The sequence below is a fragment of the Novosphingobium sp. FG90 genome (assembly GCF_057808725.1).
In genome coordinates, this window is sequence record NZ_JBMDIO010000006.1 from 176,141 (window position 1) to 200,681 (window position 24,541).

17 protein-coding genes and 1 riboswitch are annotated in these 24,541 nt (G+C 64.3%); of the genes, 12 read left to right on the forward strand and 5 right to left on the reverse strand.

The features are described from left to right. Positions 1–81: 81 nt before the first annotated feature. From ACODRZ_RS08000 to ACODRZ_RS08025, 6 genes are all read left to right on the forward strand, one after another. Positions 82–2,208, forward strand: a complete 2,127-nt coding sequence (locus ACODRZ_RS08000; RefSeq protein ID WP_488969332.1) for a TonB-dependent siderophore receptor — start codon at positions 82–84, stop codon at positions 2,206–2,208. Positions 2,209–2,320: 112 nt separating this feature from the next. Next, a riboswitch (cobalamin riboswitch) is annotated at positions 2,321–2,563 on the forward strand. Between the two features lie 176 nt (positions 2,564–2,739). Next, positions 2,740–4,851, forward strand: coding sequence for a TonB-dependent receptor (locus ACODRZ_RS08005; RefSeq protein WP_488969333.1), 2,112 nt, complete (start codon positions 2,740–2,742; stop codon positions 4,849–4,851). Positions 4,852–4,855: 4 nt separating this feature from the next. Next, positions 4,856–6,364: a PepSY domain-containing protein gene (locus ACODRZ_RS08010; RefSeq protein ID WP_488969334.1), complete on the forward strand. Its 1,509-nt coding sequence runs from the start codon at positions 4,856–4,858 to the stop codon at positions 6,362–6,364. Between the two features lie 419 nt (positions 6,365–6,783). Next, positions 6,784–7,962 (forward strand): hypothetical protein, encoded by a 1,179-nt coding sequence (locus ACODRZ_RS08015; RefSeq protein WP_488969335.1) that lies wholly within the window; start codon positions 6,784–6,786, stop codon positions 7,960–7,962. 78 nt (positions 7,963–8,040) lie between these two features. Then, positions 8,041–9,231: a sulfotransferase family protein gene (locus ACODRZ_RS08020; RefSeq protein ID WP_488969336.1), complete on the forward strand. Its 1,191-nt coding sequence runs from the start codon at positions 8,041–8,043 to the stop codon at positions 9,229–9,231. Next, the gene (locus tag ACODRZ_RS08025) at positions 9,228–10,259 is read left to right on the forward strand and encodes an alcohol dehydrogenase catalytic domain-containing protein (RefSeq protein WP_488969337.1); all 1,032 of its coding nucleotides are present in this window, start codon (positions 9,228–9,230) and stop codon (positions 10,257–10,259) included. The genes ACODRZ_RS08020 and ACODRZ_RS08025 overlap by 4 nt, the downstream gene beginning before the upstream one ends. A gap of 19 nt (positions 10,260–10,278) precedes the next feature. Here the strand turns inward: ACODRZ_RS08025 and ACODRZ_RS08030 are convergent, their stop codons facing one another. Next, entirely contained in the window at positions 10,279–12,129 is a 1,851-nt protein-coding gene (locus ACODRZ_RS08030; protein WP_488969338.1) for a diguanylate cyclase, read from the reverse strand. A 344-nt stretch (positions 12,130–12,473) separates the two neighbouring features. Between ACODRZ_RS08030 and ACODRZ_RS08035 the strand changes: the two genes are divergently transcribed. Continuing rightward, entirely contained in the window at positions 12,474–14,816 is a 2,343-nt protein-coding gene (locus tag ACODRZ_RS08035; protein ID WP_488969339.1) for a membrane-bound PQQ-dependent dehydrogenase, glucose/quinate/shikimate family, read from the forward strand. A 53-nt stretch (positions 14,817–14,869) separates the two neighbouring features. Here the strand turns inward: ACODRZ_RS08035 and ACODRZ_RS08040 are convergent, their stop codons facing one another. Continuing rightward, positions 14,870–15,757 carry a LysR family transcriptional regulator gene (locus ACODRZ_RS08040; RefSeq protein ID WP_488969340.1) on the reverse strand — a complete coding sequence of 296 codons (888 nt, stop codon included), beginning with the start codon at positions 15,755–15,757 and terminating at the stop codon, positions 14,870–14,872. A 185-nt stretch (positions 15,758–15,942) separates the two neighbouring features. Between ACODRZ_RS08040 and bdcA the strand changes: the two genes are divergently transcribed. From bdcA to ACODRZ_RS08065, 5 genes are all read left to right on the forward strand, one after another. Further along, on the forward strand, positions 15,943–16,656 hold the full coding sequence (bdcA, locus tag ACODRZ_RS08045) for an SDR family oxidoreductase (RefSeq protein WP_488969341.1): 714 nt from the start codon (positions 15,943–15,945) through the stop codon (positions 16,654–16,656). 318 nt (positions 16,657–16,974) lie between these two features. Then, positions 16,975–17,520, forward strand: a complete 546-nt coding sequence (locus ACODRZ_RS08050; protein WP_488969342.1) for a nuclear transport factor 2 family protein — start codon at positions 16,975–16,977, stop codon at positions 17,518–17,520. Continuing rightward, positions 17,517–18,413 carry an SDR family NAD(P)-dependent oxidoreductase gene (locus ACODRZ_RS08055; RefSeq protein WP_488969343.1) on the forward strand — a complete coding sequence of 299 codons (897 nt, stop codon included), beginning with the start codon at positions 17,517–17,519 and terminating at the stop codon, positions 18,411–18,413. Before ACODRZ_RS08050 ends, ACODRZ_RS08055 begins: the two co-directional genes overlap by 4 nt. Further along, the gene (locus ACODRZ_RS08060) at positions 18,403–18,972 is read left to right on the forward strand and encodes a nuclear transport factor 2 family protein (RefSeq protein WP_488969344.1); all 570 of its coding nucleotides are present in this window, start codon (positions 18,403–18,405) and stop codon (positions 18,970–18,972) included. The genes ACODRZ_RS08055 and ACODRZ_RS08060 overlap by 11 nt, the downstream gene beginning before the upstream one ends. Continuing rightward, on the forward strand, positions 18,969–19,847 hold the full coding sequence (locus ACODRZ_RS08065) for an SDR family NAD(P)-dependent oxidoreductase (RefSeq protein WP_488969345.1): 879 nt from the start codon (positions 18,969–18,971) through the stop codon (positions 19,845–19,847). Before ACODRZ_RS08060 ends, ACODRZ_RS08065 begins: the two co-directional genes overlap by 4 nt. A gap of 126 nt (positions 19,848–19,973) precedes the next feature. On the opposite strand, the gene ACODRZ_RS08070 is transcribed toward ACODRZ_RS08065, so the two are convergent. The 3 genes from ACODRZ_RS08070 to ACODRZ_RS08080 all read right to left on the reverse strand — a co-directional run bounded on the left by ACODRZ_RS08070 (position 19,974) and on the right by ACODRZ_RS08080 (position 24,479). After that, complete coding sequence (locus ACODRZ_RS08070; RefSeq protein ID WP_488969346.1) at positions 19,974–23,000, reverse strand: TonB-dependent receptor; 3,027 nt, start codon at positions 22,998–23,000, stop codon at positions 19,974–19,976. Between the two features lie 95 nt (positions 23,001–23,095). Then, on the reverse strand, positions 23,096–24,055 hold the full coding sequence (locus ACODRZ_RS08075; RefSeq protein WP_488969347.1) for a FecR family protein: 960 nt from the start codon (positions 24,053–24,055) through the stop codon (positions 23,096–23,098). A gap of 1 nt (position 24,056) precedes the next feature. Further along, complete coding sequence (locus tag ACODRZ_RS08080) at positions 24,057–24,479, reverse strand: RNA polymerase sigma factor (RefSeq protein WP_488969348.1); 423 nt, start codon at positions 24,477–24,479, stop codon at positions 24,057–24,059. Between the last annotated feature and the right edge of the window lie 62 nt (positions 24,480–24,541).

Genomic DNA, 24,541 nt, shown 5'->3' on the forward strand with positions numbered 1-24,541 from the left:
TGCCATCCTTCCTTTTTGTTGCTATTGCGAATCATTCGTATCTTAATTACCGGCGTCCCCGCATATACCGGGGGAACGATAATGAGAACGTCATACCATGGGTTGATCGTCGCTGTTGCGGCGGCCGTCGTCGTGAGCAGTGCGGCTTGTCAGGCACGGGCGAACGATGCCGCTGGCGATGATGCCGCCGAGCGGCAGGACATCATCGTCACGACGCAGTTGCTTGCCGCCCCGGTCGCTGCCAAGGCTGAAATTCCAATGCTGGAAAACATCCAGCCTATCTCGATCCTGCCGCAGGAATTGCTCAGCGACCAGGGGGTACGCCGGATTTCCGAGGCGCTCTACAACGTGGCGGGCGTATCACGCTCCAACAATTACGGCTTCTTCGACGGCTTCAACATCCGCGGCTTCAATGCCAGTAGTGGTGCCACATACCTCGATGGCCTGCTCGACGACACCGGTTACGCGACCTCGGAAATATCAGCGCTTGGCCGTGTCGAGGTGGTCAAAGGCCCTGCCTCTGGCCTGTTCGGGCAAGGCCCGATCTCCGGCATCGTCAATCTGGTGAGCAAACGCCCGGAGAAAAATGCCTTCCTCGACCTCAGCATTGCCGGGGGGGCCTATGACTTCAAGGAACTGACGATCGACGCCAACGCGCCGCTCAACTCCAGCGGGACACTGCTGGCACGGCTTAGCGCTGTTTATCGGGATCAGGATTTCTTCGTAAATGCATCAGGGCAGCGCCGGATATTCCTAGCCCCGGCTCTGACCTGGACGCCGGGTACAGCTACCACGCTGACGCTGCTCGGCCGTTACGTGGACGATCATATCAATCCGTGGTCGCCGACTACCGCCTATGGCACCGCCCTGCCCAATCCCAACGGACCGATCGACATCAAGCTGTCGATCAACGATGCGGAATATCCCGCCGTGCAGGACAACGACTACTGGAGTCTCGGCTACGTCTTCGATCACAGGTTCAGCGAGGCGATCGCGATCCACCAGTCGCTTCGTTATCAGGACTTTCACAATTCCTGGGACAACTGGCTTTTCATCACCGGCATATCCCCCGACTATCGACGTGTACGCCGGGCATTTTACGGCCCTTATTCCGAGAACGGCCGCTACTTCCGTGTCGACACCAATGCAAGCGCGCGGTTCGATACCGGACTGCTGAACCACTATGTCCTGATGGGCATCGATTATGGCTGGCGCTCCGCGAGCAACTTCAATCTCTATGACTCCAGCATGCCTTACGAACTGGATCTCTACGAGCCAGTCTACGGCACGCTGAGCACGCACAACCCCGCCGTTCCCTCCACCACTTACGCTAGCCGCACCCGTCAGCGGGGCTTCTATCTGCAGGACCACGTGAAGCTGGGCGACGCCCTGACTGTGACGATCGGCGGCCGCTGGGACAGGGCGACGAGCCGGGTGATCAACAACGGTACGGCCAATCCCAAGGTCAGCGACGATGCCTTCAGCCCCCGCGCAGGCGTTACCGTGGCACTGAGCGACTGGATTTCGCTCTATGCAAATTACGCCAAGTCCTTCAATCCTCAAGGCACCTATCGCGCTGCCGACGGTTCCAGCCTCCCGCCTGAGCGAGGAGTCAACTACGAAGCCGGGATCAAGCTGGCCCGCAAGGACGGTTCGCTGACCGGCATGTTTACCGTCTTCGAACTGACCCGTACCAACGTGGCCACAGCCGACGCGGTCATTCCCAACGTCTACGTGCTGACCGGAGAGCAACGCACCCGAGGCGTTGAGGCGGAAGCCGGATGGCGGCCAATGCCCGGCGTGGAATTTACGGGCGCATTCACGTATCTGGACGCCAGGGTCACCGCCGACAACCGTCTGCAGGTCGGCTCGAGGCTGGGCTCGATCCCCCGCTACATCGCAAATATCTGGGCGCGCTATACCATCCAGGAAGGTGCGCTCGCGAACCTTGGCGCCGGTGTGGGCGTGCATCACGAGGGCGATCGCATGGCCAGCACCGCCTCGGCCGTCACCGGTGCGACCGCGCCCTTTCTCCTCAAGGCCTATACGCTGGTCGACGGCGCCGTCTTCTACTCCTTCGGCGAATGGTCCGCTCAGGCCAACGTCCGCAACGTCCTGAACAAGCGCTATTTCCCGACAGGATCGTTGACACGGACCACGCCGGGTGAGCCACGCACCTTCATCGTCAGTATCAGCCGCAGGTTCTGATCCGGTCCACCGTCATCGCAAGCCGCCGGCATCCATACAGACGGCTTGCGATGACACTTGCCAGCCCGCGTCCCGTCGCTTAGTACCCCCTCGTCCTTCCGGGCTTCCCGGAGGGATACGATCGCGTTGGTGTTCCGAGAGGAGCTTAAAAGGGAACGCGGTGAGAGGGGCTTGCCCCTTGAATCCGAGGCTGTCCCTGCAACTGTGAGCGGTGAGCGCGATGCATATTCGCGGCAGGCCAAAAGTGCCCTGTCGCAGCCACTGGGCCGGACGCTAACTCCTGCGAGGCCTGGGAAGGCCGTGCATCGAGCGATGACCCGCAAGCCAGGAGACCTGCCAGCGTCCGGTCGCTCTTGCCCTTGTCCAGGGGATGGCCGAGGCACGGTGAAATCCGTCTGAGCGACGCATGTGCGGTAAGGGCCGCATCGACCCAAGCGACGGCGCCGGGGGCGTCGTGTCGTCGCATGGGCCGACCGTTCGCGCGGACGCCCTCGCCAGACGTCGATGACGCCGGACTGGGCCTGTTTCAACATGAGGATTTCCAAGTACACACTTTGCGCGGTAGCCAGCCTGATCGCGCTTTCATCTGCTGCCCGCGCCGAAGAGGCGGATTCAGCGGATACTATCCTGGTCACCGGATTGCGGGCGGAAACCAGCCTCGATACCAGGAGCAGCGGCAGTCGCCTCGGGCTGACGGTCTTCGAGACGCCCGCCAGCATAGAGGTGCTCGACGGCGATGCGATCCGTGCACGCGGCGACATTTCGATTCAGGAGGCGGTCAGTCGGGCCACCGGCATCACCTTCCAGGGCGCGCCGGGTAACGGCAACACCGCATTGGCCGCACGCGGGTTTGCCGGTCAGGGATCCGTGCAACTTCTGGTGGACGGGACGCGCCTGTTCGTGGCCTCCGGCACGCTGACTTTCCCCGTCGATCCGTGGACGGTGGAGCGCATAGACGTACTGCGCGGCCCCAGTTCGGTCATATCGGGAGAGGGTGCGATCGGCGGCGCGGTCAACGTCATCATGAAGAAGCCGGTCACGGATCGCACCGTCATGAATGCGCGTGTAGCCTATGGCTCGGACAATGCCATGCAGGTCGCAGGCGATGTGGGCGGTCCAATCGGCGGCGGCCTTTCCTATCGCCTGAGCGCCAGCGCCACCCGATCCGACGGCTGGCTGGACCGCAATAGCGACAACCGTAACCTTGCTATCTCCGGCGCCCTGCGATGGGATGCGACACCCAGGCTCAGCTTCACCCTGGCTTCCGACTACGGTGACGTCGAAATCCTGCCCTACTTCGGCACGCCGTTGAACGAGGGGCGATACGACAAGCGTTTCCGCTTCATCAACTTCAACATCGCCAACAGCCAAGACCATTTCCGCGACAGCTGGACGCGGCTGACCGGCGAATGGCAGGCATCGGATGCAGTCACGTTGCGCAACGTGGCCTATTACCTGAGTTCCGATCGCGACTGGCTAAATGCGGAAAGCTACCGCTTCTCTCCCACGACAGGGCTTGTCACACGCAGCGACTATCTCAACATCATCCACCGGCAGGATCAGATCGGCAATCGCGGCGACATCACGATCCGCACCCCGCTGGGCGGGTCGGTCCGGAACAGCCTGCTGATCGGCTTCGACGTAAACCGCATCAAGTTCCGTCACGTCAACAATTCTCCCTACGGCGGCAGTTCGGCGATCGATCCTTTCGACTTCAAGCCGGGCGCCTTCATCACCCCCGTTCCCACTACGCTCGGTTTCCGGACGCGGGCCACGCAGTATTCTATGTTCATGGAGGACCAGTTGGAACTGCGTGAATGGGTGTCACTGGTCGGTGGATTCCGGCAGGACTGGTACGATCTGGAACGGATCGATGCCCGTGCGCCCGCGAACAGCTTCAAGCGTTCCTATCACAGCACCGCAGGCCGGGTCGGGCTGGTGGTCTACCCGATGCCTGATACTTCGGTCTACGGTTCCTTCACGGTCGGCACCGATCCCATCAGCGCGCTTGTCACCACGTCAAACGCACAGAAGGATTTCGGCCTCTCGCCCGCGCGCCAGTTCGAGGTCGGCATCAAGCAGCGGTTCCTGAAAGGACGCGGATCAGCCTCGATCGCGCTGTTCGATATCGAGAAGCGCCGCCTGCTGACACCTGACCCGGAAAACCGTCTCGTCACCCAGCAGGTTGGCAAGCGCACCTCTCAGGGGATCGAGGCGACGCTGGCGCTCCAACTGGCCGAAGCCTTCGGCATCGAGGCCAACGGCACGGTGCTCAAGGCGCGGTTCAAGGAGTTCGGCGAAGTGGTGAACGGCGTCGTCATCGACCGTGCCGGCAATACGCCGCCGGGCATTCCGACGAAGACCGCAAGCATTTCCGCCAACTGGCGATTCATGGATTCGCTGCAGGGGCGAATATCCGCCCGCTTCGTCGCGCCGCGCTGGACCGACAACGCCAATACGCTGCGCGTGCCTGGCTATGAAGTGATCGACCTCGGCTTGCGCTGGACGATCAGTAACAAGGTCGCAGTCGATGGACGGGTCAGTAACATCTTCGACAAGGTCTATTCGATCGGCAGCAATTCCTCGCAATGGCTGCTCGGCGCGCCGCGCCGCTTCGATCTGCGGCTCGACATGAGCCTGTAAGGCCGTGACGCGCAAATGGATCAAGACCGGCCTGCGGTGGCTCTACTGGAGTCACCGCTGGTTCGGTATCGCCACCTGCCTTCTGTTCGCACTATGGTTCGTATCGGGCATCGTCATGATGTACGTACCCTACCCCAGGCTGACTGACGCGGAGCGGTTGGCGGGTGGCGCCCCGATCGACTGGAACCGAGTAAAGCTCGGCCCTACGGAAGCGCTGCGCCGGGCGAAGCAGGCGCATTTCCCCAAGGAGCTTGTCCTGGACATGGCTGCCGGCGAACCGGTCTGGCGGATCACGGGCGATACTCGTCGCATCGCCTTGTCCGCCGTCGATGGCCACCTGCTTTCCGCCCCGGATGCGACATCGGCCGTTGTGGCCGCGAGACGCTTCGCCCATGGCCTTCCCGTCGCCCATGTCGAGAAGATCGCCGATGACCAGTGGACGGTCGCTCAGGGATTCGCATGGGCACGTCCACTGTGGAAGGTATCCCTGACCGATGAGGAGCGGACACAACTATACGTCTCTTCCTCAAGCGGGGAAGTCGTGCAGAACACCACTGCGCGGGAACGGATATGGAACTGGATCGGTGCCGTCCCTCACTGGATCTATCTGACCGAAATTCGGCGCGACGGGGCGGTCTGGCGGCAGGTGGTCCTATGGATTTCCGGGATCGCCATGGTCGTGGGCATCTCCGGCCTTTGGATCGGCATCCTGCGTATTCGGCTGCGGCGGCGCTACAGGAACGGGTCGACAAGTCCTTATAGCGGATGGATGAAATGGCATCACGTCACCGGCCTCGCAGGCGGGATTTTCGCCATCACCTGGGTGTTCAGCGGATGGCTTTCGGCCAACCCGTTCGAATGGTTTGCCCGTAACGGAAATTCAGGAGGTCCGGCTCTCTACGCCGCCCATGAAGGAGCCGACTTCCCTGCGCCGGAGATGGACACACTTGGTGCACGATCAGACACCGCGAGCGAAGCGCAATTCGCCTGGATCGGAGGACGCGCGGTGATCACGCTCACCAGCGCCTCCGGGCGGAAAGAAATCGTCCATCCGGACGGCCGCCCCATTCGCTTCACGCAGGGCGACCTGATCGAAAATGCACGGCGCCTGCTGCCCGGCATGCCCATAGAAAGCAGTTCGGTCCTTACCGAGCCGGATATCTATTGGTACTCCCACGGCCGCGACCGCCCGCTTCCCGTAGTCCGTGTCGTCTTCGCCGATGCCGACCGGACATGGGTGACGATCGATCGAACAACCGGTGCGTTGTTGAGCCAGCAGAATGCAAACGGACGAAGCTACCGCTGGCTGTTCAACGCACTCCATGGGTTCGACCTGCCCGTCCTGCTGCGCAACCGTATTCTGCGCGATCCCCTTATGTGGCTGCTCTCCGCATTCGGCATCGTCATGTCGCTGTCCGGCATCGTGATCGGATGGCGACGCATGACCAATCGATATCGGCGCAATGCCGCATCGCGCGACACGTCATTGATCAGCTCCAGAACCGGCCAATGACGCTCCGTATCTCGCATTTGGACCGGCCACAATTCGCACAGCCTGCCTACATCTGGCACCATGGTGGTTTTCGCAGGACCGGTGCGGGGCGCTGAGGCAAAGCCAGAAGGATTCACCGCTCGATCGGTCGGCGAGAAAACGGCCGAAGTAGGCAAACTTCGTGCCTGCGGGATTGCGTGTGCGGTCAGCTGGCCCGGCGCCCCACCCTTCTCGCTGAACCCGATATGATATCCGGATCTTCTCAATAAGGTCCGGACAGCAAGCGAAGCGCCCTGAACAAGTCGTCGCCGCTGAAGTGTCTGCAGCACCCCGACGCCCCGGCGATGGCGCAAGCGATCGGTTGCAGTTACGGTTATCCGCTTTGCCGCAGCGATAGATAGTATATGCTATCTAAAAGAATCAACGGGAGAGCGAGAGGCATGGCGCCCCAACAACCATCCGATATCCTGGCGTTGCTGGGCGACCTCGAAGGCGCGGTCGCCAACCTCAAGGACACCTGGCGCCCCGAAGACGCCGCCTATCGGGCCGACGTCTATCGCCAGACGATGACGAGCCTGTCCTACGCCTACTTCATGTACTTCCATGCCGACGCGGAACATCCGGACTGGGCGCCTTTGTGGAACCCCGTCTACACGCTGCAGCCCAATCCCGACGACATCTACGTCCAGTCGCCGATCCGTGGCGACCTGACCTACCGGGTCTCGGGCAATCGCGGGACCTGCCGCATCCTCTCGTTCACCACCCAGGCGGCGCTGTCGGGCACCGTGGACGAAATGCCGCGCCCGAACGGGCACAACGAACTGGACACCAACGATCTCGGGATCGGGCTAGGCGAGGACTTCTCGATCATCTTCAGCGCCGAGCGCCCTTCCGGCTACGATGGCCACTGGGCGCCGATCGACCCGGCCGCGCGCGGCATGTACCTGCGCTATCGCATGTACGACTGGGCGAATGAGACCGACCCCCAGCTCTCGATCGAATGCCTCGATCCGGTCCCGGCCAAGCCCCGCCTCGCGCCCGATGAAATCCACGCGCGCATCGTGGAGATGGCGAAGTTCCCCGCACGCAAGACCAGCCTGTACTACCAGATGCAGAACGGCGTGAAGGAGCGTGTGGGCTTCAACGTCTTCGAGCCGGTGCGCTATCCCGGCGCGCTGGTGAAACAGACCTACTGGCCCGCCTGTTTCCAGCTGGAAGAGGGCGAGGCGCTTATCATCGAGACCGAGATTCCCGAACGCGCGCCCTACTGGAACATCCAGCTCAACGATCCGTACTTCAACGCCCTCGAATACGTCTACCGGCTGAGCAGCACCAATGGCGCGATGGCGACACTGTCGAGCGACGGCAAGTACCGTGGCGTCATTTCGCTCGCCGATCCGGGCGTTCCCAACTGGCTCGACCCGGCAGGCTATACCGAAGGCGGCATCTACGGACGCTGGTACGATTGCGACAGCGAGCCGGTGCCGACCATCACTCGCGTCAAGCTCGCGGATCTGCGCGCCAGCCTGCCCACCGACACGCCCGTCGTGACGCCCGGGCAGCGCGCGGAGGAAATCCGCCGCCGCGTCGTGGCCTGCCAGCGGCGACGGCGCTGGTAGCCGCGCTGCCCCCGACAGGCTGCCGCAAGGATACGCCAACACCCGACAAGACCAGCCCAGAGGGTAGGATACCGAAGAATGGAGCTACAATTCGATCCGCCGCGCCGGTTTCGCGGCGCCCTTGACCAGTTGCATCAAACAGTGACGCAAGCGAGTGGACTGACCGACTTCGGTGGCGACGATTACCTGCCCGGCCTTACGGTGCTGCTCCAGTCCATGGACTACGACGCCCAGTTCTCGGAAGTGGGCCGCCGGGCCGCCTGGGGGATGCTGGTCGAAGTTCTTCGCGGCCGTGCCCATGCCGTGCAATCGATGAAGGACAATCCCGGATTCGATGCGCAGCCCCTTCTCAGCCCTGTCGTCATCACCGGCGTGCCCCGGACCGGAACGACGGCGCTTCATCGCCTGCTGGCGGTCGATCCACGCTTCCAGGGCCTTCAGACCTGGCTGCTCGACAGCCCCATGCCGCGCCCGCCGATCGAGACCTGGGGCCAGTATCCGCAGTTCCTCAAGACCAGGGCCGGTCTCGACACGCGATATGCGGCCACTCCGAATGCCAAGGCCGCCCACTTCCGCGCCGCCGAGGAAGTCCACGAATGCTGCATGGTCATGCGCCAGTCGTTCGTGTCGAACTTGTGGTCATGCGGATGGTCGGCGGCCAGCTACGATGCCTGGTGGCAGTGCCAGAGCGAGGCCGCCGCCTATGACCATCTGCGGCGCTGCATCCAGCTGATCGGCAGCAACGAGCGCAGCAAGCGATGGCTGCTCAAGAACCCGGGGCATATCGAACACCTCGACCTGCTCTTCGCGGTGTTCCCGGATGCGCGCGTGATCCAGACCCACCGCGATCCGGCGAAGGCGGTGCCCAGCCTCGTTTCCCTGTTGATGAACGGCAACAACCTCATGGAAGGCAACCGTCCACAGCAGCGCGCGGAAATCCTGCTTCGCCGAGAGGTCGCCAAGTGGGCCAATGCCGTGCGCAAGGCCGAAGAGGTTCGCAAACGCCATCCCGCGCAGGTTCTCGATGTGGTCCACGCCGACTTCCATGCACGGCCGATGGAGGTCGTCGAACGGATCTACCGGTTCATCGGCATGGACATCCCGGAAGAAACGCGCCCCGCACTGCAACGACGCATCGACGAGAAGCCTGAAATGCAGCACGGCGTCCACCGCTATTCCATCGCCGATTTCGGCATGACCGAAGACGAAGCGCGCGAGCCTTTCACAGATTATATCGCCCGCTACGACTTGCTGGAGAAGAAAAAGTGAAGGCGGCAATCTATCCCGGTAACGGCCGGCCCGTCGTCATCGAGACGCTGGCCGACCCGGAACCCGGGCCGGGCGAACTCCTGATCCGCGTCGATCGCTGCGGCGTCTGCGGCACCGACCTGTCGATGACGAAGGGCGGCACGTGGGACTACGGTGCCGGCGTGCAATTCGGGCACGAATACGCGGGAGAGATCGTCGCCATCGGTCCGGACGTTCCGGGCTGGAAGATCGGTGAGCAGATCGCGGTGCTCCCCTCGGTCGCCTGCGGCACCTGCGAGCCCTGCCGTACCCATGGCAACAACGTGCTGTGCAGATCTGGCACCGGCACTGCGACGGTCGGTTTCGCCGAACTGGCGAAAGTACCGGCCAGCGTAGCCACGCGGCTGCCGCAGACACTCTCGATGGCGGACGGCGCCCTGATCGAGCCGATGGCGATCAGCCTCTACGGCACCAGACTGGCCCGGATCCAGCCCGGCGACCGCGTTGTCGTCCTGGGTGGCGGCACGGTCGCGCTCTACGCGATCTATTGGGCGCGTCGCCTCGGGGCGGGCCGCATCGTCGCCATGTCGCGCTCGTCACGCCGGAAGGACTTGTGCCTCGCGATGGGCGCCGACGCCTTCGTCCGCTTCGGCGACAACGAGATCGGCGAAGTCGTGGAGGTGCTCGGCGGTTCGCCGCAGGTCGTTCTGGAATGCGTGGGCGCCGAAGGCATGCTGATGAAAGCGGTCATGCATGCCGAGGCGTTCGGGCGCATCATCAGTCTGGGATTCTGCACGTCGCCCGACCCGGTGATCCCCGGCCTGGCAAGCTACAAGTGCGTGTCGATGCAATTCGCGGTCGGCTACTCGATGAAGGAATTCATCCACATCGCCGAAATGCTTGACCGTGATGCGATCCAGGGCGGCGGGCACGTCGACCCCAAGTCGATCGTCAGCGCCAACATCGGCATCGACGCCCTGCCCGAAATGATGACTACGCTGCGCGGCCCCAATAACGAAACCAAAGTCCATGTCTGCATGAACCGCTGAGGCCGGCCCGCGCCATCGATCAGGTCCCTGCCTCCGATGACTTTCCGGCATCCCGGTTCCGCTGCGCAGCAATGACGATGCAGTCGCGGCCCCTCTCCTTCGCGCGAAGAAGGGCGGCGTCGGCAGTAGTGATCAGCGCCTGGATCGGTCCATGATGCGGATAGACAGCCAGTCCCAGCGAGACGGTGACCTGCCCCAGCGGCTGCCCCTCGTGCGTGAGATCGAGGCCCGCCACCCGCTCGCGGATACGCTCGGCCCGTTCCAGCGCCAACGCCTCATCGGCCCCCGGCATCAGCATCAGGAATTCCTCGCCGCCATAGCGAAGGGCCAGATCGTCTTCCCGCGCGCCACCGGCGAAGACCGCCGCGACGGTGCGGATGACAAAGTCCCCGGCATCATGGCCGAAGCGGTCGTTGAGGCCCTTGAAGTGATCGATGTCCATCATCAGGCAGGCGATCGGCGTACATGCTGCATCGGCGGTTGCGACCAGACGGCGCAGGGTGTCGTCCAGTTCATGCCGGTTGCGCAGACCCGTCAACGGGTCGAACAGCGCCTTTTCATGGAGCACGTCACGAAGGTTCAGGTTGGCAAGCGCAAGCCCGACAGTTTCGGACATCAGTTCAATGTAGACGCCAGTGGAATCGTCCGGCCCATGGTCGGCCGCTAGGTTCTCCAGCACCAGCAGACCGATCGTTTCGCCCTGCGCGGTCAACGGCACGCAGATGGTCGCCCGGGCTGCCGAGGGAGCGACATGGCGGCAAGGCACGTCGAGCATCTCGCCGCCGGGCGCATGGATCTGACCGCGCCGCAGCGCCCAGCAATCGTCCGGGCCGAACGCCGCGTCGGTGCCCTGCGACCCGCGATCTTCCATGCCGCCATCCGGCGATCCGCGCCATTCGGCGGCACAGACCATCAACTTCATGCGGTTATCCAAGGTATAGAGCCGCCCCGCCAGCGTCGGCGCGATCCTGGGAGCGAACAGTCGCACCACGGCGAAAAGGTCAGAAACGCTCTCGCACCCCTGCAAGCGCTGCGTCATGCGCGCCAGCAGGTCCCGCACGGCCCAGTCGGCATCGCGCTCGCGCTCCAGCCGCTGACGCTCCAGTCCGTTCTCCCGGAAGATGCGGATCGCCTGCGCCATGTCGCCGATCTCGTCGACTTGCGAGAACGCCGGAGTTTCCACGGTGTAGTCCTGGTCAGCCAGGCGGTTGACGACATCGCTCAGCGTCATGACCGGGCGCAGGATGCGTCGCTTCAGGATGAAGCCCAGAACCAGCAGGAACAGGGCCGCCGTGATCGCGACCATGGCCTCGGACACCGAGCGCAGCCGCTGTGAAGCCTGGCTCGCCTGCTCGATCGCGTTGTCCGATCGCTGATCGAGCAGGTAGCGGAAGCGGCCGATCAGGAAATGCACACGCTCCAGTTCGCGCTCGTACTCCGGACCGAACACGATCGCCCGCGCCGTGGCGCCGTCGCCGCGCCGGGTAGCCGCAATCGCGGCCTGCTGCTCGTCCTCCAGCGTCCTTGCCCAGCGGAGCCCTTCTTCCAGCGAGCGCAGTTCCTGCTCGTTGGCCCCACCATCCTTAAGCTTGGCAACGCGCTGCTCGACCGAGCCGAGCGAGGCCCGCGTGCGTTCGTAGGCGATCGCGTGGCTGGGGTCGTCGGTCACTGTCGCCAGCCGGGCCTGGTCGGTCAACTCCGCCAGGTCGTTCTCGATCTCGAAGGTCAATTGGTCGAACAGGTCGCGTTGACGGACCGCCGCACGCTCGACCTTGTCGGCGCTGGAGGCCAGGACCATCGTGACACCGGCCACGATGGTAAGGCAGACGGTCGCGCCATAGGCCCAGTTGGTGATCGTCGCGATGCGCATGAACGGACGCTAGATCATCGTGGTTACTTTTTGGTGCATCCCGACAAAGAGTCAGGTTCGACCCGGCTTTTTCCAGAACCCATGCAAAACCCAGCATACAGCATGATCGACAGTGTGCGTACCGGTTGCCGATCGCGTTGGCGACCCCCTCATCGCAGAAGCACGTATTGCGGAACTTCGCCTTGACGGCCGTGCAGCAGTACCTTGATCGCAAAAACAACCCACGGCGCCCCGGAACATTACGCGGCTCTCGCCATTCACCATGAGCGGACGAAAATGTTTCTGGAGTGTGTATGACGGATTCTTCAAGCCTGCAGCTAAGGAGACTTCCGCTTGCACCTCTGATGCTCGGTTCAGTCATCACCCTTATCGGAGCGGTGCTGGCCATCGGGGGCATCTGGCTCGCTGTGCTTGGCGGCTCGGCCTACTACCTGCTCACCGGGCTTGCGATGCTGGCTTCCGGAGGGCTGCTGATCCGGCGCAATATCCTGGGCGGCTGGCTCTATTGCGCGATCTTCGTCCTGACCGTGATCTGGGCCTTTGCCGAAGTCGGCGCGAACAACTGGGCGCTTGTCCCGCGCGTGATCGCGCCGCTGGTCCTGCTGGTGGCGATCCTGCTGGTCATGCCCACGCTCTCATCCCGGCCCGGCCGCTGGAAGCTCGGGCTTGGAACGAGCGCAGCGGCCGTCGTCCTCACCGCCGTATCCGCCATGATATTCGCCCGGATGGCCGATACCGGGCCTGCGTCCGAGCTTCCCGGACTCCGCTTCGAGATGAGCGATCCGTCGCTCGCCCGGGCCGGAGACGACTGGCCGGCCTATGGCGGCACCGAGGCCGCGCGCCGCTTCTCGCCGCTCGGCCAGATCACGCCGGACAACGTGAAGAACCTCAAGCGCGTATGGCTGGCCCATACCGGCGACATGCCCTCATCGGCCGAGATCGCGAAGACTTATGGGGGAGAAAACACGCCGCTCAAGGTCGGTGACATGCTCTATGTCTGTACGCCCAAGAACATGGTCGTCGCCCTCGATCCCGCGACCGGCAAGCAGCGCTGGAAGTTCGACCCCAAGGTCTCCGACGAAGCGATCCCCTATACCGCCGCCTGTCGCGGCGTGAGCTATTTCGTGGTGCCCGGCGCTGCGGCGGACCAGCCCTGCGCGCAGCGCATCATCTACGGCACGCTCGACGCGCGCCTCTTTGCCATCGACGCGCATACCGGAGCGCGCTGCGCCGCCTTCGGCGCCAATGGCGAAGTCGATACCAAGGTCGGCATGGGTGATACGCCGCCGGGCTACGTCTCGATTAACTCGCCGCCGACGATCGTGCGCGGCGTGGTCGTCACCGGGCATCAAGTGCTCGACGGTCAGGACCGCTGGGCGCCTTCGGGCGTGATCCGGGGCTATGACGCCGTCACCGGCAAGCTGCGCTGGGCCTGGGACATGATGCATCCGGACTGGAGCGGCTATCCGCCGCAGGGCCAGACCTGGGCGCGCGGCACCCCAAACATGTGGACGATCGCCAGCGGCGATGAGCAACTCGGCCTCGTCTACCTTCCAATGGGCAATGCGGCGGCAGACTATTATTCCAGCCTGCGCCGGCCGCAGGAGCGCGATTTCGCGACGTCGCTCGTCGCACTCGACGTCACCACCGGCAAGCCTCGCTGGAAGTTCCAGGCCGTGCGTGACGACGTTTGGGACTACGACTTCGGCGCGCAGGCCACATTGGTGGACTACAAGGGCACGCCCGCGCTGGTGTTGCCGTCCAAGCAGGGCGACATCTACGTGCTCGACCGCCGCACCGGCCAGCCGCTGACGCCGGTGGGCACGATCAAGGCACCCGGCGGCGGCGTGGAGCCCGACCAGCGCGCGGCTACGCAGCGCGTGTCGCTCTGGCATACGCTGCGCAAGCCCGATCTTACGGAACGCGACATGTGGGGCATGTCGCCGATAGATCAGATGATCTGCCGCATCCAGTTCCGCAAGGCGAGCTACAAGGGCTTCTTCACGCCGCCCGAAAGCGATCGCCGCTCGATCGAGTATCCCGGCTACAACGGCGGCACCGACTGGGGCGGCATTGCGGTCGATCCGCGCCGGGGCGTGATCGTCGCCAACTACAACGACATGCCCAACTACGTGCGCCTCGTCCCCCGCGCCGAGGCCAACCGTCGGGGCTGGGCACCCCGCGATCAGGCACGGGGCGAGATTGGCGGCGCCGAGGGTGCGGGCGATCCGCAGGCACACACGCCCTATGCCATCGACGTCAACGCCGGCTGGCGCCTGCCGCTGACGGGGATGCTGTGCAAACAGCCCCCCTACGGCGGCATCCGCGCCATCGATCTGGCGACCGGCAAGACGATCTGGGGCAAGCCGCTGGGCGAGGCCCGGACCAACGGTCCTTTCGGCATCCCCTCGATGCTGCCCTGGACGATCGGCACGCCCAACAACGGCGGCTCCGTGGTTACCGCGGGCGGCGTGATCTTCGTGGCTGCCGCCACCGACAACCTGATCCGCGCGATCGACCTCAAGACCGGCAAGGTGTTGTGGAAGGATGTACTGCCCGCCGGTGGACAGGCCACGCCGATGACCTACATGGTGAACGGCAAGCAGTACCTTGTCATCGCACCGGGTGGCCATCACTTCATGGAAACGCCGATCGGCGATCAGGTGATCGCCTACGCATTACCGTGAAGTTCACCCCCCGCCCCGGTATGTTGCACGCATAAGCGAGGGTGGGGCTGATTTCAGCTTTCTTGCGTCTCCCAGTACGCGGGCGTGCCAATCTCCGTCCGCAGCCATTCCGTCAGCGCCGCCAGCTTCGCCGAGGCGCTGCGGTTGCGCGTGTAGGCGATGTAGAGTTCAGCGCCCTCTGCCTGTGCTCCCACGTCGATTTGCCGCAGCGTGCCATCCGCCAGTTGCCGGTACGTGAAGAACGTGGGGAGCAGTGCGATGCCAAGGCCCGCCAGTGCGGCGTCGCGCATCACGATGCCGTTGTTGACGCGCAGGCAGGCGCGCGGCCGAAGGATGGTTTCGCGTTCGCCGGATTTGAACCGCCAGTCTGCTGAGCGATTGGAGTAGAGGATCGCGCAGGACCGATCCAGTTCCTCCAGCGACTTGGACACGCCGTGCTTCTCCAAATAGGAAGGCGCGGCGACGAGAAGGCGCCGGCTCGACGCGAGGCGTTTTGCGATCAGGCGCGTGTCCTGAATCGGACCATGGCGGATCACCGCGTCGTAGCCATCGGCGGCCACATCCACGAACCTGTCGTCGAGATCGATGCTGAGATCGATGTCCGGATGGGCTGCCAGGAATCCATTCAGCATCCGCCCAAGGTGCAGCGTGCCGAACCCGATCGGCCCGGCCAGGCGCAACGGCCCGGACAGGGAGCCCCGCCTCTCCACTATCTCCGCCTGTGCCTCGACCGTCTCGCGTATGATCCGGCGCGCCCGTTCGAGGAACATCTCACCCTCGCCGGTGAGGGACAACTTGCGGGTCGTGCGCTGCATCAGGCTGGCGCCCAGCAATCTTTCGAGCTCGGCCACGCGCTCGCTCACGACCGATTTGGCAAGGCCCAGGCGTCGCGCCGCCTCGCTGATCGATCCCGCTTCGGCCACTGCGACGAACGCGGCCACTCCTTCAAGTTTCATCATCGTTCGGCATTCCCGAAAGCCTATTCCGGAATTTGGCGGCTAGTGCGCACGATGGCCTGAAATCATCTTGTGGTCGACAGCCCGCAGCGTGCGGGAGGCAGCAAGCCGCAGATGCCTGCTCGAATTATCGAAAGCAGGTTCGTCCGACACAAGATGGAGCAGTACAAATGACAGACTTCTCAGCCAAAACAGCACTCGTCATCGGCGGCAGCCGGGGCATCGGCGCCGCGATCGTCCGGCGCCTGGCGGCCGACGGGGCCGCCGTGACCTTCTCCTACGCCGGAGCAGCGGAGGCCGCTCAGGCACTTTCGGACGAAACCGGCGCGAAGGCGGTCCGATCGGACGCGGCAGACCGCAATGCGGTGATCGATCTCGTCGCGGAAGCGGGACCGCTCGACATCCTTGTCGTCAATGCCGGCGTTCTCGTGCTCGGCGATCCGCTGGAACAGGATGCGGATGCCGTCGATCGCATGGTCGACGTGAATATCCGCGCGCCTTACCACGCTGCGGTGGAAGCGGCCCGGCGCATGCCGGACAACGGCCGCATCATTTTCATCGGATCGACCAATGGCGATCGCATTCCGTTCGCGGGCGGCGCTGCCTATGCGCTCACCAAGTCCGCGATCCAGGGGCTGACGCGCGGACTGGCCCGTGACTTCGGTGCGCGGGGCATCACCGTCAACGCCGTCCAGCCTGGTCCCACCGATACCGACATGAACCCCGGCGACGGCCCCATGAAGGATTTCATGCACACGTTCATGGCCATCAAGCGCCATGCCCGACCCGAAGAGATCGCCGGCATGGTCGCCTATCTGGCCGGCCCCGAAGCAGGTGTCGTCACCGGCGCGCTCCATACCATAGACGGCGGGTTCGGCGCCTGAACGAACTCGGCTTCCGCGAACGGTGCAGCGGCATGATGTCGGCTGCACCCAAACTCCGCATCGGCGATCAATACCGTCGCGCAGAGGCCGAGCCCTGAACGGGAAGCCCGGAAATCCGGGCCTTACTGTCCATATCCGCCTCCGATCAGGGCGCTTCGGGGCTTTGACTGTCCACATTGGTCAAGCCGCAGCGGGGCTTTTGGGGCATTGAACCGGGGTGGACGAGGCGCCCGGTCGATCGCGACGGACTTTTCCATGACACTGGGGAAACGATACTGGGTAACCAGGGCCGCAAAGGCTCGCCGGAAGGGAACGAGGATGGAGCAGGCGTTGCACGAGATGATCGACCGGGAGGCGATCCGGACCTGCGTGGCGCGGCTGGCGCGCGGCGAGGACCGCCGGAGCGCGGAACTGATCCGCTCATGCTGGTGGCCCGATGCGCGCTTCGACTACGGCGTGCACAACGGCTCCTTCGACGCCTACCTGGCATGGGTGGTGCCCGGCGCCGACGCAATCAAGGACACCCAGCATATGCTCGGCCAGTCGCACATCGAACTGGCGGGGACGACGGCACGGGCGGAAACCCATGTGTTCTCGTACCACCGGATCGACATGGGCGAAGGCGATCGCGACACCTGCATCGGCGGGCGCTACCTCGATACTTTCGAGAAGCGGCCCGGCGCATCGGGCGAGCCCGAGTGGCGCATCGCCGACCGCGTGATGCTCTATGACTGGGAGCAGGACTGGGGCGCCGCAGCCGACTGGTCCAGGGGCGTGATGGGCTACGCCTTCACTGCCGACCATTTCTCCGGCCGTGCAAAGGCCGACTACAGCGAAAGCTGGTTCGCGGGAGCGGCGGCATGAGCGCCCCGCTTGCGGGCAAGGTCGCGCTGGTCACCGGCGCCAGCCGGGGCATCGGCAAGGGCATAGCGCTCGTGCTCGCCGAGCAGGGCGCCACGGTCTACGTCACCGGCCGCACGGTCAACGAAGGCGACTACTACCTGCCCGGCACGGTCGGCGGGACCGCCGCCGAATGCGACGCGCGCGGACGCGAGAGCGGCGGTGGCGGCATAGCCGTCGCCTGCGACCATGGCGACGACGAGGCCGTGGCAGCGCTGTTCGCCCGGATCGCATCGGAACAGGGCCGCCTCGACATCCTCGTCAACAACGCCTTCACGCTTTCCGACGACCTGCTGGAGCCCAAGGGCTTCTGGGAAAAGCCGCTCTCCAACCTGGAGATGTGGGATGTCGGAGTGAAGTCCAACTACGTAGCAGCCTGGCAGGCGGCGAAGATCATGGCGCCGCAAAAGTCGGGGCTGATCGTCGCGATCTCGGGCTTCGCGGCGGTTACTTATACATACGGCGTGATCTTCGGCACCTCCAAGTCCGCAGTGGACCGCATGGCGCGTGACATGGCGATCGAACTGGAACCTCACGGCGTCGCCTCGCTGACCTTGTGGCAAGGGCTGACCCTGACCGAGAAGGCGCGGGACAACCTTGCGAAGATGGGGGACAGGATGACCACGTCCATCACCTCGATGCAGGGCAGTTCGGTCGAGCATCCGGGCCGCGTGGTCGCCGCGCTCGCCGCCGATCCCGAGGTGATGAAGCGGTCGGGGGGCGAATTCGTCACCGCCGAACTGGCGCAGGAATACGGCCTGACCGACGTGGACGGCAGCGTCATCGCATCGGCCCGCGCGACGCGGGGATCGCCGATCTGGAAGCCCATCTCGGAGGTCGACTACCGTGGCAAATGATCGTGCCAGTGATCGTGACGGGCGCATCGCCGCGATGCTCGACAAGCACGAGATCCGCGAATGCCTGGAGCGCTTCTCCCGGGGCATGGACCGGTTCGACCGTGCCATCTACCTGTCGGCCTTCTGGGACGATGCCGAAACGGCGGCGGGGCCTTTCGTGGGCAGCGCCGCGGACTGCTGGGACTGGGCGATCCCGATGCACGAGGCCGGGCAGATCGTCACGCACCATGCGCTGCTGCAGTCCAACATCGATCTCGATGGCGACATCGCCCATGCCGAGACCTACTACCAGTTCGTCGGCCGCAACCGCGATGAAAGCCTTTGGGTCGCGGGCGGGCGCTATGTCGACCGGCTGGAACGGCGGGACGGCGAATGGAGGATCGCCCTGCGCACGAACGTGATCGAGTGGGGCTTCATGCCGCCGCCGATGCCGATCCCCTTCGCCGACGTGCCCGACATCGCACTGAACGGCGTATCGGCCCGCGACGGCAACGATCCATCCTATCGTCGTCCGCTCGTCAACCTGCGCCAGCCGGCCAATCCCGCCAAATCGTCATGAGCGGGCTTTCGGGCAAGGTCGCACTCGTCACCGGAGCCACGCGCGGCATCGGCAAGGGCGTGGCCTGCGCGCTCGCGGAGCAAGGGGCGACGGTCTACGTTACTGGCCGTACCCGATCCGCCGGGGGGCACGCCTTGCCCGGTTCGCTGGAGGAAACGGTCGCCGAAGTGAACGCGCGCGGCGGACGCGGCGTCGCTCTCGCGCTGGACTTGCTCGATGATGCGCAGATCGGCACGGTGTTCGAACAGGTCGCGCGCGACGAAGGGCGCCTCGACCTGCTGGTGAACAACGCCATGGCCATTCCCGAGAGCATGACCCGGCGCACCGGCTTCTGGGACAAGCCGCTCGACGAAGAATGGCAGATATGGGACACCGGCCTGCGTGCAGCCTACGTCGCGGCATGGCATGCAGCGCGGATCATGGTGCCGCAGGGCTCCGGGTTGATCGCCGCGCTCTCCGGCTACGTGGGCGTGACCTACACATACGACGTGGTGTTCGGGACGACCAAGACCGCGACCGACCGGATGATGCGCGACATGGGCCACGAATTGCGCGACACGGGCGTCGGCGCGGTCTCGCTATGGCAGGGCTTCACCTATACCGAACGCGCGACCGAGAACCTCAAGTCGGTTCCGGGCATGGCCAGCCAACTCAACAGTGCGGTCGGCTCCTCCCCGGAGTTCCCGGGACGGGTGATCGCGGCACTGGCGATGGACCCGGCGGTCGGGTCGAAATCGGGCGGAACCTTCATCACTGCCGAACTCGCCGCGGAATACGGCGTGACCGACAAGGACGGGCGAACGATCCCCTCCCTGCGCGATAGCCGCGGCGCGCCGCTATGGAACCCTGGAGACATATCTTGGACGGAAGGATGAGGATGGGTCGGGACCTGGTTGGCAACGGGCGCGAGAAGCCATCCTGGACGTATCGTCGGTCTTGCAGGTCTTCATGAAATACCGGCACCGTGCCGCAGCTTCGGCACGGTGCCTGCCGGGTTCAGATCAAAACTTGGCGCGCACGCCGAAATTCACGGTCCGCCCGAAGGTGTGGATCTCGCTGACTTCGTTTTCGCTGCCGGCGAACGAGACCTGCCGTTCGTCGAGCACGTTCACTGCCTGCATGAACATCTCGACATTCGGCCTGATCTTGTAGCTGGCGCCGAGATCGACGATGCCGAAGCCTTTCTGGTAATAGGCGACGACGTCCTGAGGGCTCGGCAGCGACGTCACGTTCGCACCGGAATCGGTCATGTAGTTGCTGCGATAGGTATAGCTGACATTGATCTCGAACGGCCCCGCCTCAAAGAAGGGCGTGATCGAGTAGCTGACGTCGGACACGCCTTGAATCCCGGCCGACTGGATGCCCACGCCGGTAGTGTCCAGTTCCAGCTTGGACGTTGCGAAAGTGGCCGTGGCGGTAATACCCAGGCCGAACGGCAGCTTGTTGGTGTAGCCGAACTCGACGCCCGAGATGGCTGCATCGCCCACGTTGGTCGGGGTCGCGACGAGGATATCGACCGGCAAGGTCGAACCGTCATTGACGGCGAAGGCAAGCGTGCGGGTCTCGAAATCCGACGCGATATAGTTGCTGATGTCCTTGTGGAAGGCGGCCACCGTGAACGCGCCGAACTTGTCGAAGTACCATTCGAATGAAGCGTCGAAGTTCCACGAGGTGTAGGGCCGCAAGTTGGGATTGCCGCCCGAAGCCTGCAGGTTCAGCGTCGGATCGGCCAGCGCGGCGACGCCCTGATTGTAGATGCTCGTCACGGTGACGCTGTTCGTATTGATCGAATTGCGCAGTTCCGAAAGCGACGGCCGCGTCATCGTGCGGGCCACGCCCAGACGCAATTGCACGTTGTCCGAGAACTTGAACATCGCATTGGCGCTGGGCAAAAACTCCGCATAAGTCGCGCGCGTGGTCGTGGGCAGCACCTGCGTGGTCACGCCTCCGTTCCCGTCCGAGACCGGCGCGATCTCGGTGCCGCGCACCTCGGTTTCGGTTCGCACGTAGCGCAAGCCGAAATTGCCTGAAACGGGAACGTCGCCCACGTCGGATTCGAGATCGATCCGCCCGTAGACCGCCTGGATCTTCTCGCCGATGCGATAGGAGTTCTGGAGGTCGGCCGCCGTCGGCTCGAGGTCCGAGGCGTCGGGGCTCACGCCGTCATATTCGCTGCCGAGCGTGTAGGCCTGGTTGAACAGCGCCCAGTCCACGTTGGTCCAGGCCTGCCGGTTCACGATCGACTGGTCGAAGGCATTGCCCGGGACCGGATGCAGCAGGAAGTCATCAGTGCGGGTAAACCCATCACGCAGGATGGCGTTGTTGCGGTCGCGGCGCTGGTAGTCGCGGTAGCGGTCGGAGACCTGCCCACCGAACCTGATCCTGGAGAAGCGAAGGCCACCCACGTCGAAGTCCATCCCGCGCGAGACGTTGAGCACGAAGCTCTTATCCTCGTCGATCGAATTGATCGGGCGAACTGCGAAGCTCTCGAACGGCATGAGCGAGGGGTCGGTCAGGTCGAGGTCGGTATAGAGCGAAGTAACCCGGCCTTCCTTCAGGACATCTCCGCTGAAATCGAACGTAAGGTTGCCGCCCCGGCCGCTGGCCGTGCGGTACTGCACGCGCTGGATCGGCGTATCGAGATCGCTGCTCGCCCGCGCATAGCTGACGCGCGGCTCGATATGCCAATCGCCAAGGTCCAGCTTGATCGTGGTGTTGAGTTGGAGATTCCGGTGCGATTGGTCCATGTATTCGCTGTAATTGCGAATACGTGCGCCTCGGATCGTGCCCGTCACCAGCCTGCCGTCCTCGACAACCGCGGTCGAGAGGTCCAGCCGCGAAAGTTGGCTGGGGATGTAGTAGGTCAGGCGGCGTTCCGTCGTCTCATTGTTGAACTGCGAGAACAGCCCGTCGACGTCGATCTCGAACGTCGAGGAGGGACGCCACTGCAAGCCGACGACGGCGCTGATGCGTTCGCGATCCTCGGTCTCCAGGTAGGGCTGGGCGTCGCCGGGCACGCGCAGGGTTCCCAGGCCCTCCACTTCCGCGTCCTGCCACCCCATGCGCAGTCGATCGAACTGGACCTTGCGGCGCGAGTAGGACAGGCCCGCCAGCACGCCGAATGTCCTGTCCTCGTTGCGCCAACCGGCCGAGATCGTGCCGTTGGGGTTGAGCGTATCGGTGCGCTCCTCATACCCGGCATAGGCATTGGCGGCGAGAAACGGATCACGATCGAGCGGCTTGATCAGGCGGATGTCAACGGTCGAACCGATGCCGCTTTCGATCAGGTCGGCGGTGGGCGACTTGGTTACGACGACGCTGTCGATGAGCGTGGCGGGCAGAACCTGAAGGCGGAACTGGCGCCCGGACTGGCCGGAATTGCGGATGTTCTCATTGTAGGCGAGCGGCATGCCGTCGAACGTCACTGCCTGAAAGTTCGGCCCCAGGCCTCGCACGCTGATGAATTGGCCTTCGCCAGCCTCACGCACGATGGTGACGCCGGGCACGCGCTGCAGCGCCTCGGCCACGTTGAAGGCCGGTAGCTTGCCGATGTCGGCCGCGACGACGGCATCCGCGATGGAGTCCGCATTGCGCTTAACGCCCAGCGATCGCTCGACGCCGTCCGAGAAAGGAGCCGTGACGACGATTTCACTGGCCGGGGCCGGCTCACCGCTCGCGACTTCTGGCGTTTGCGCGGCCGCCGCCGACAAAGGGCGGACAATGAGGGCACCGGAACGATCGCGCACGACCGTGAGCGAAGTTCCCGCGATCAGGCGACGGACCGCCGTTTCGGCATCGAATTCGCCGGAAACCGCCGGTGCGTTGAGCCGCGCCACCGCGTCGCGGGTGAACAGGATGTCCTGCCCGCTCTGGCGGGCAAGCTGCTCCAGCGCGCGATCCATCGGTTGAGCGGCAATCGCAACGCGCACCTGACGCGCCTGCGCATGGGCGCCGGTCGCCAGAGAGGCGCTGGAAATGGCCAGCACAAGCGCCGCCGATCGGCAAAGCTGCCGTTTGAAAGAGATCATGTCCGATACCCCCGGTACAGACGCCCGTCGTGAGCGCCGCTTACTGCCTCGTCGTCCTGGACGGGCTTTTCCTCACCCCCGGGTGGAAATAAATTTCAGTGGGCCGCCGCAATGCGGATCGTGTCCGGCTCCACCGCGACTTCGACCGGCAGCAGCACCGCCAGCGAACGCGCGAACGCTTCCGGATCACCGACGCGGTAGACGCCGCTAAGGCGCAGCCCGGCTACCTGCGCATCTGCAACGACCAGTTCACGATGGCTGTAGCGGTTCATTTCCGCAACCGCCTGCGCCACGGTTTCGTCCCGGAAAGCCAGTCGCCCGCTCTGCCAGGCGAGCAGGTCGTCGATCTCGGGCCGATCCAGTCTGTCCTGGCGGCCCGGCTCCATCGCAATGCGATTACCCGCCGCCAGCTCGAAGCGGGCATCGGCCGACCGGATCTGGGCATGGCCCTGGACCGCAGTGATGAGGACGGCGTCGTCATCGCGGCGCAGATCGAGCCGGGCCGCCTGCGCGATCACGCTTCTGTCGCCCGCCTCGATGACGAAGGGTCGGGCATCACTGGCGATCTCGACATCGACGCGGCCTGACGCCAGCGACAGCAGGCGCCGCGAGGAACTGGCAGTGAAGCGCACGCGCGTATTCGTGTCCAGCATGATGCGCGTATCATCGTCCAGCAGGAAGCGGCGCTGCTCGCCGACACCTGTCTCGTACACACCCGCGCGGGCCTGCTGCCAGCCCAGGCCCAGTCCGCAAGTCAGGATCAATCCGGCGCCGCCCGCGATGACCGCACGCCGGGACATGCGCTCCGAAGGCAGCGGGTTGACGAACCGGGTAGCAGCAGGCCGAGGGGCCATTGGGCGCGGATCGTCACGAAGCCCGCCGACCGCATCCCAGATCGTCGATGCATTCTCGAATGCCCGGGCGTGTGACGGATCGGCCTTCAGCCACGCATGGAATTCCGCCTCGTCCCGGGAGGATCGGTTGTCTGCGTGCAGTCGCGCCAGCCAGTCCGCCGCCTGCCGGTTCATATTCTCCGGCTTGCTGCGGAAGATCACGTCACCAATTCTCCATCCAGTCGGCAAGATGCGCCATTGCCCTGGCAATATGCTTTTCGACCGCGCTCTGGCTGATGCCAAGTTCCTCGGCAATTTCCCGATATTTACGGCCGTCCAGCCGATACATCAAGAAAATCTGCCGAGTACGCGGGCTTAGCGCTTCGACTCCCACCCGCAACCGATCGAGGCGTTCACGGGCGATCAGGATCTCATCCTGCAACGGATAGCTGTCTGCGACCGCATCGGCGTTCGGCTCCCAGACGATCGCATCGCCGGCCCGTCGCTCACGGCGATAGGCATCGATGCCGCGGTTGGTCGCCGCTCTGGCGAGAAGTGCGTCGGCATTCCGAGCGGGGGTCGGGCCGGTGGCGACGTTAACCCATGCATCGTGAAGCAGGTCCTCGGCATCGTCGCGCCGGGTCATGCGCGCGACCTGGTCCCGCAGGCTGGCCCAGCTGAACGCCGACGTCGGCGCGTACTTCGATG

Bases quoted from the DNA above. Each gene is read 5' to 3' on its own strand.
- bdcA (WP_488969341.1), top strand. From the start codon at position 15,943: ATGACAGACTTCTCAGCCAAAACAGCACTCGTCATCGGCGGCAGCCGG.
- ACODRZ_RS08030 (WP_488969338.1), bottom strand. From the start codon at position 12,129: ATGCGCATCGCGACGATCACCAACTGGGCCTATGGCGCGACCGTCTGC.
- ACODRZ_RS08000 (WP_488969332.1), top strand. From the start codon at position 82: ATGAGAACGTCATACCATGGGTTGATCGTCGCTGTTGCGGCGGCCGTC.
- ACODRZ_RS08005 (WP_488969333.1), top strand. From the start codon at position 2,740: ATGAGGATTTCCAAGTACACACTTTGCGCGGTAGCCAGCCTGATCGCG.
- ACODRZ_RS08020 (WP_488969336.1), top strand. From the start codon at position 8,041: ATGGAGCTACAATTCGATCCGCCGCGCCGGTTTCGCGGCGCCCTTGAC.
- ACODRZ_RS08035 (WP_488969339.1), top strand. From the start codon at position 12,474: ATGCTCGGTTCAGTCATCACCCTTATCGGAGCGGTGCTGGCCATCGGG.
- ACODRZ_RS08055 (WP_488969343.1), top strand. From the start codon at position 17,517: ATGAGCGCCCCGCTTGCGGGCAAGGTCGCGCTGGTCACCGGCGCCAGC.
- ACODRZ_RS08080 (WP_488969348.1), bottom strand. From the start codon at position 24,479: ATGACCCGGCGCGACGATGCCGAGGACCTGCTTCACGATGCATGGGTT.
- ACODRZ_RS08065 (WP_488969345.1), top strand. From the start codon at position 18,969: ATGAGCGGGCTTTCGGGCAAGGTCGCACTCGTCACCGGAGCCACGCGC.
- ACODRZ_RS08050 (WP_488969342.1), top strand. From the start codon at position 16,975: ATGGAGCAGGCGTTGCACGAGATGATCGACCGGGAGGCGATCCGGACC.
- ACODRZ_RS08070 (WP_488969346.1), bottom strand. From the start codon at position 23,000: ATGATCTCTTTCAAACGGCAGCTTTGCCGATCGGCGGCGCTTGTGCTG.
- ACODRZ_RS08015 (WP_488969335.1), top strand. From the start codon at position 6,784: ATGGCGCCCCAACAACCATCCGATATCCTGGCGTTGCTGGGCGACCTC.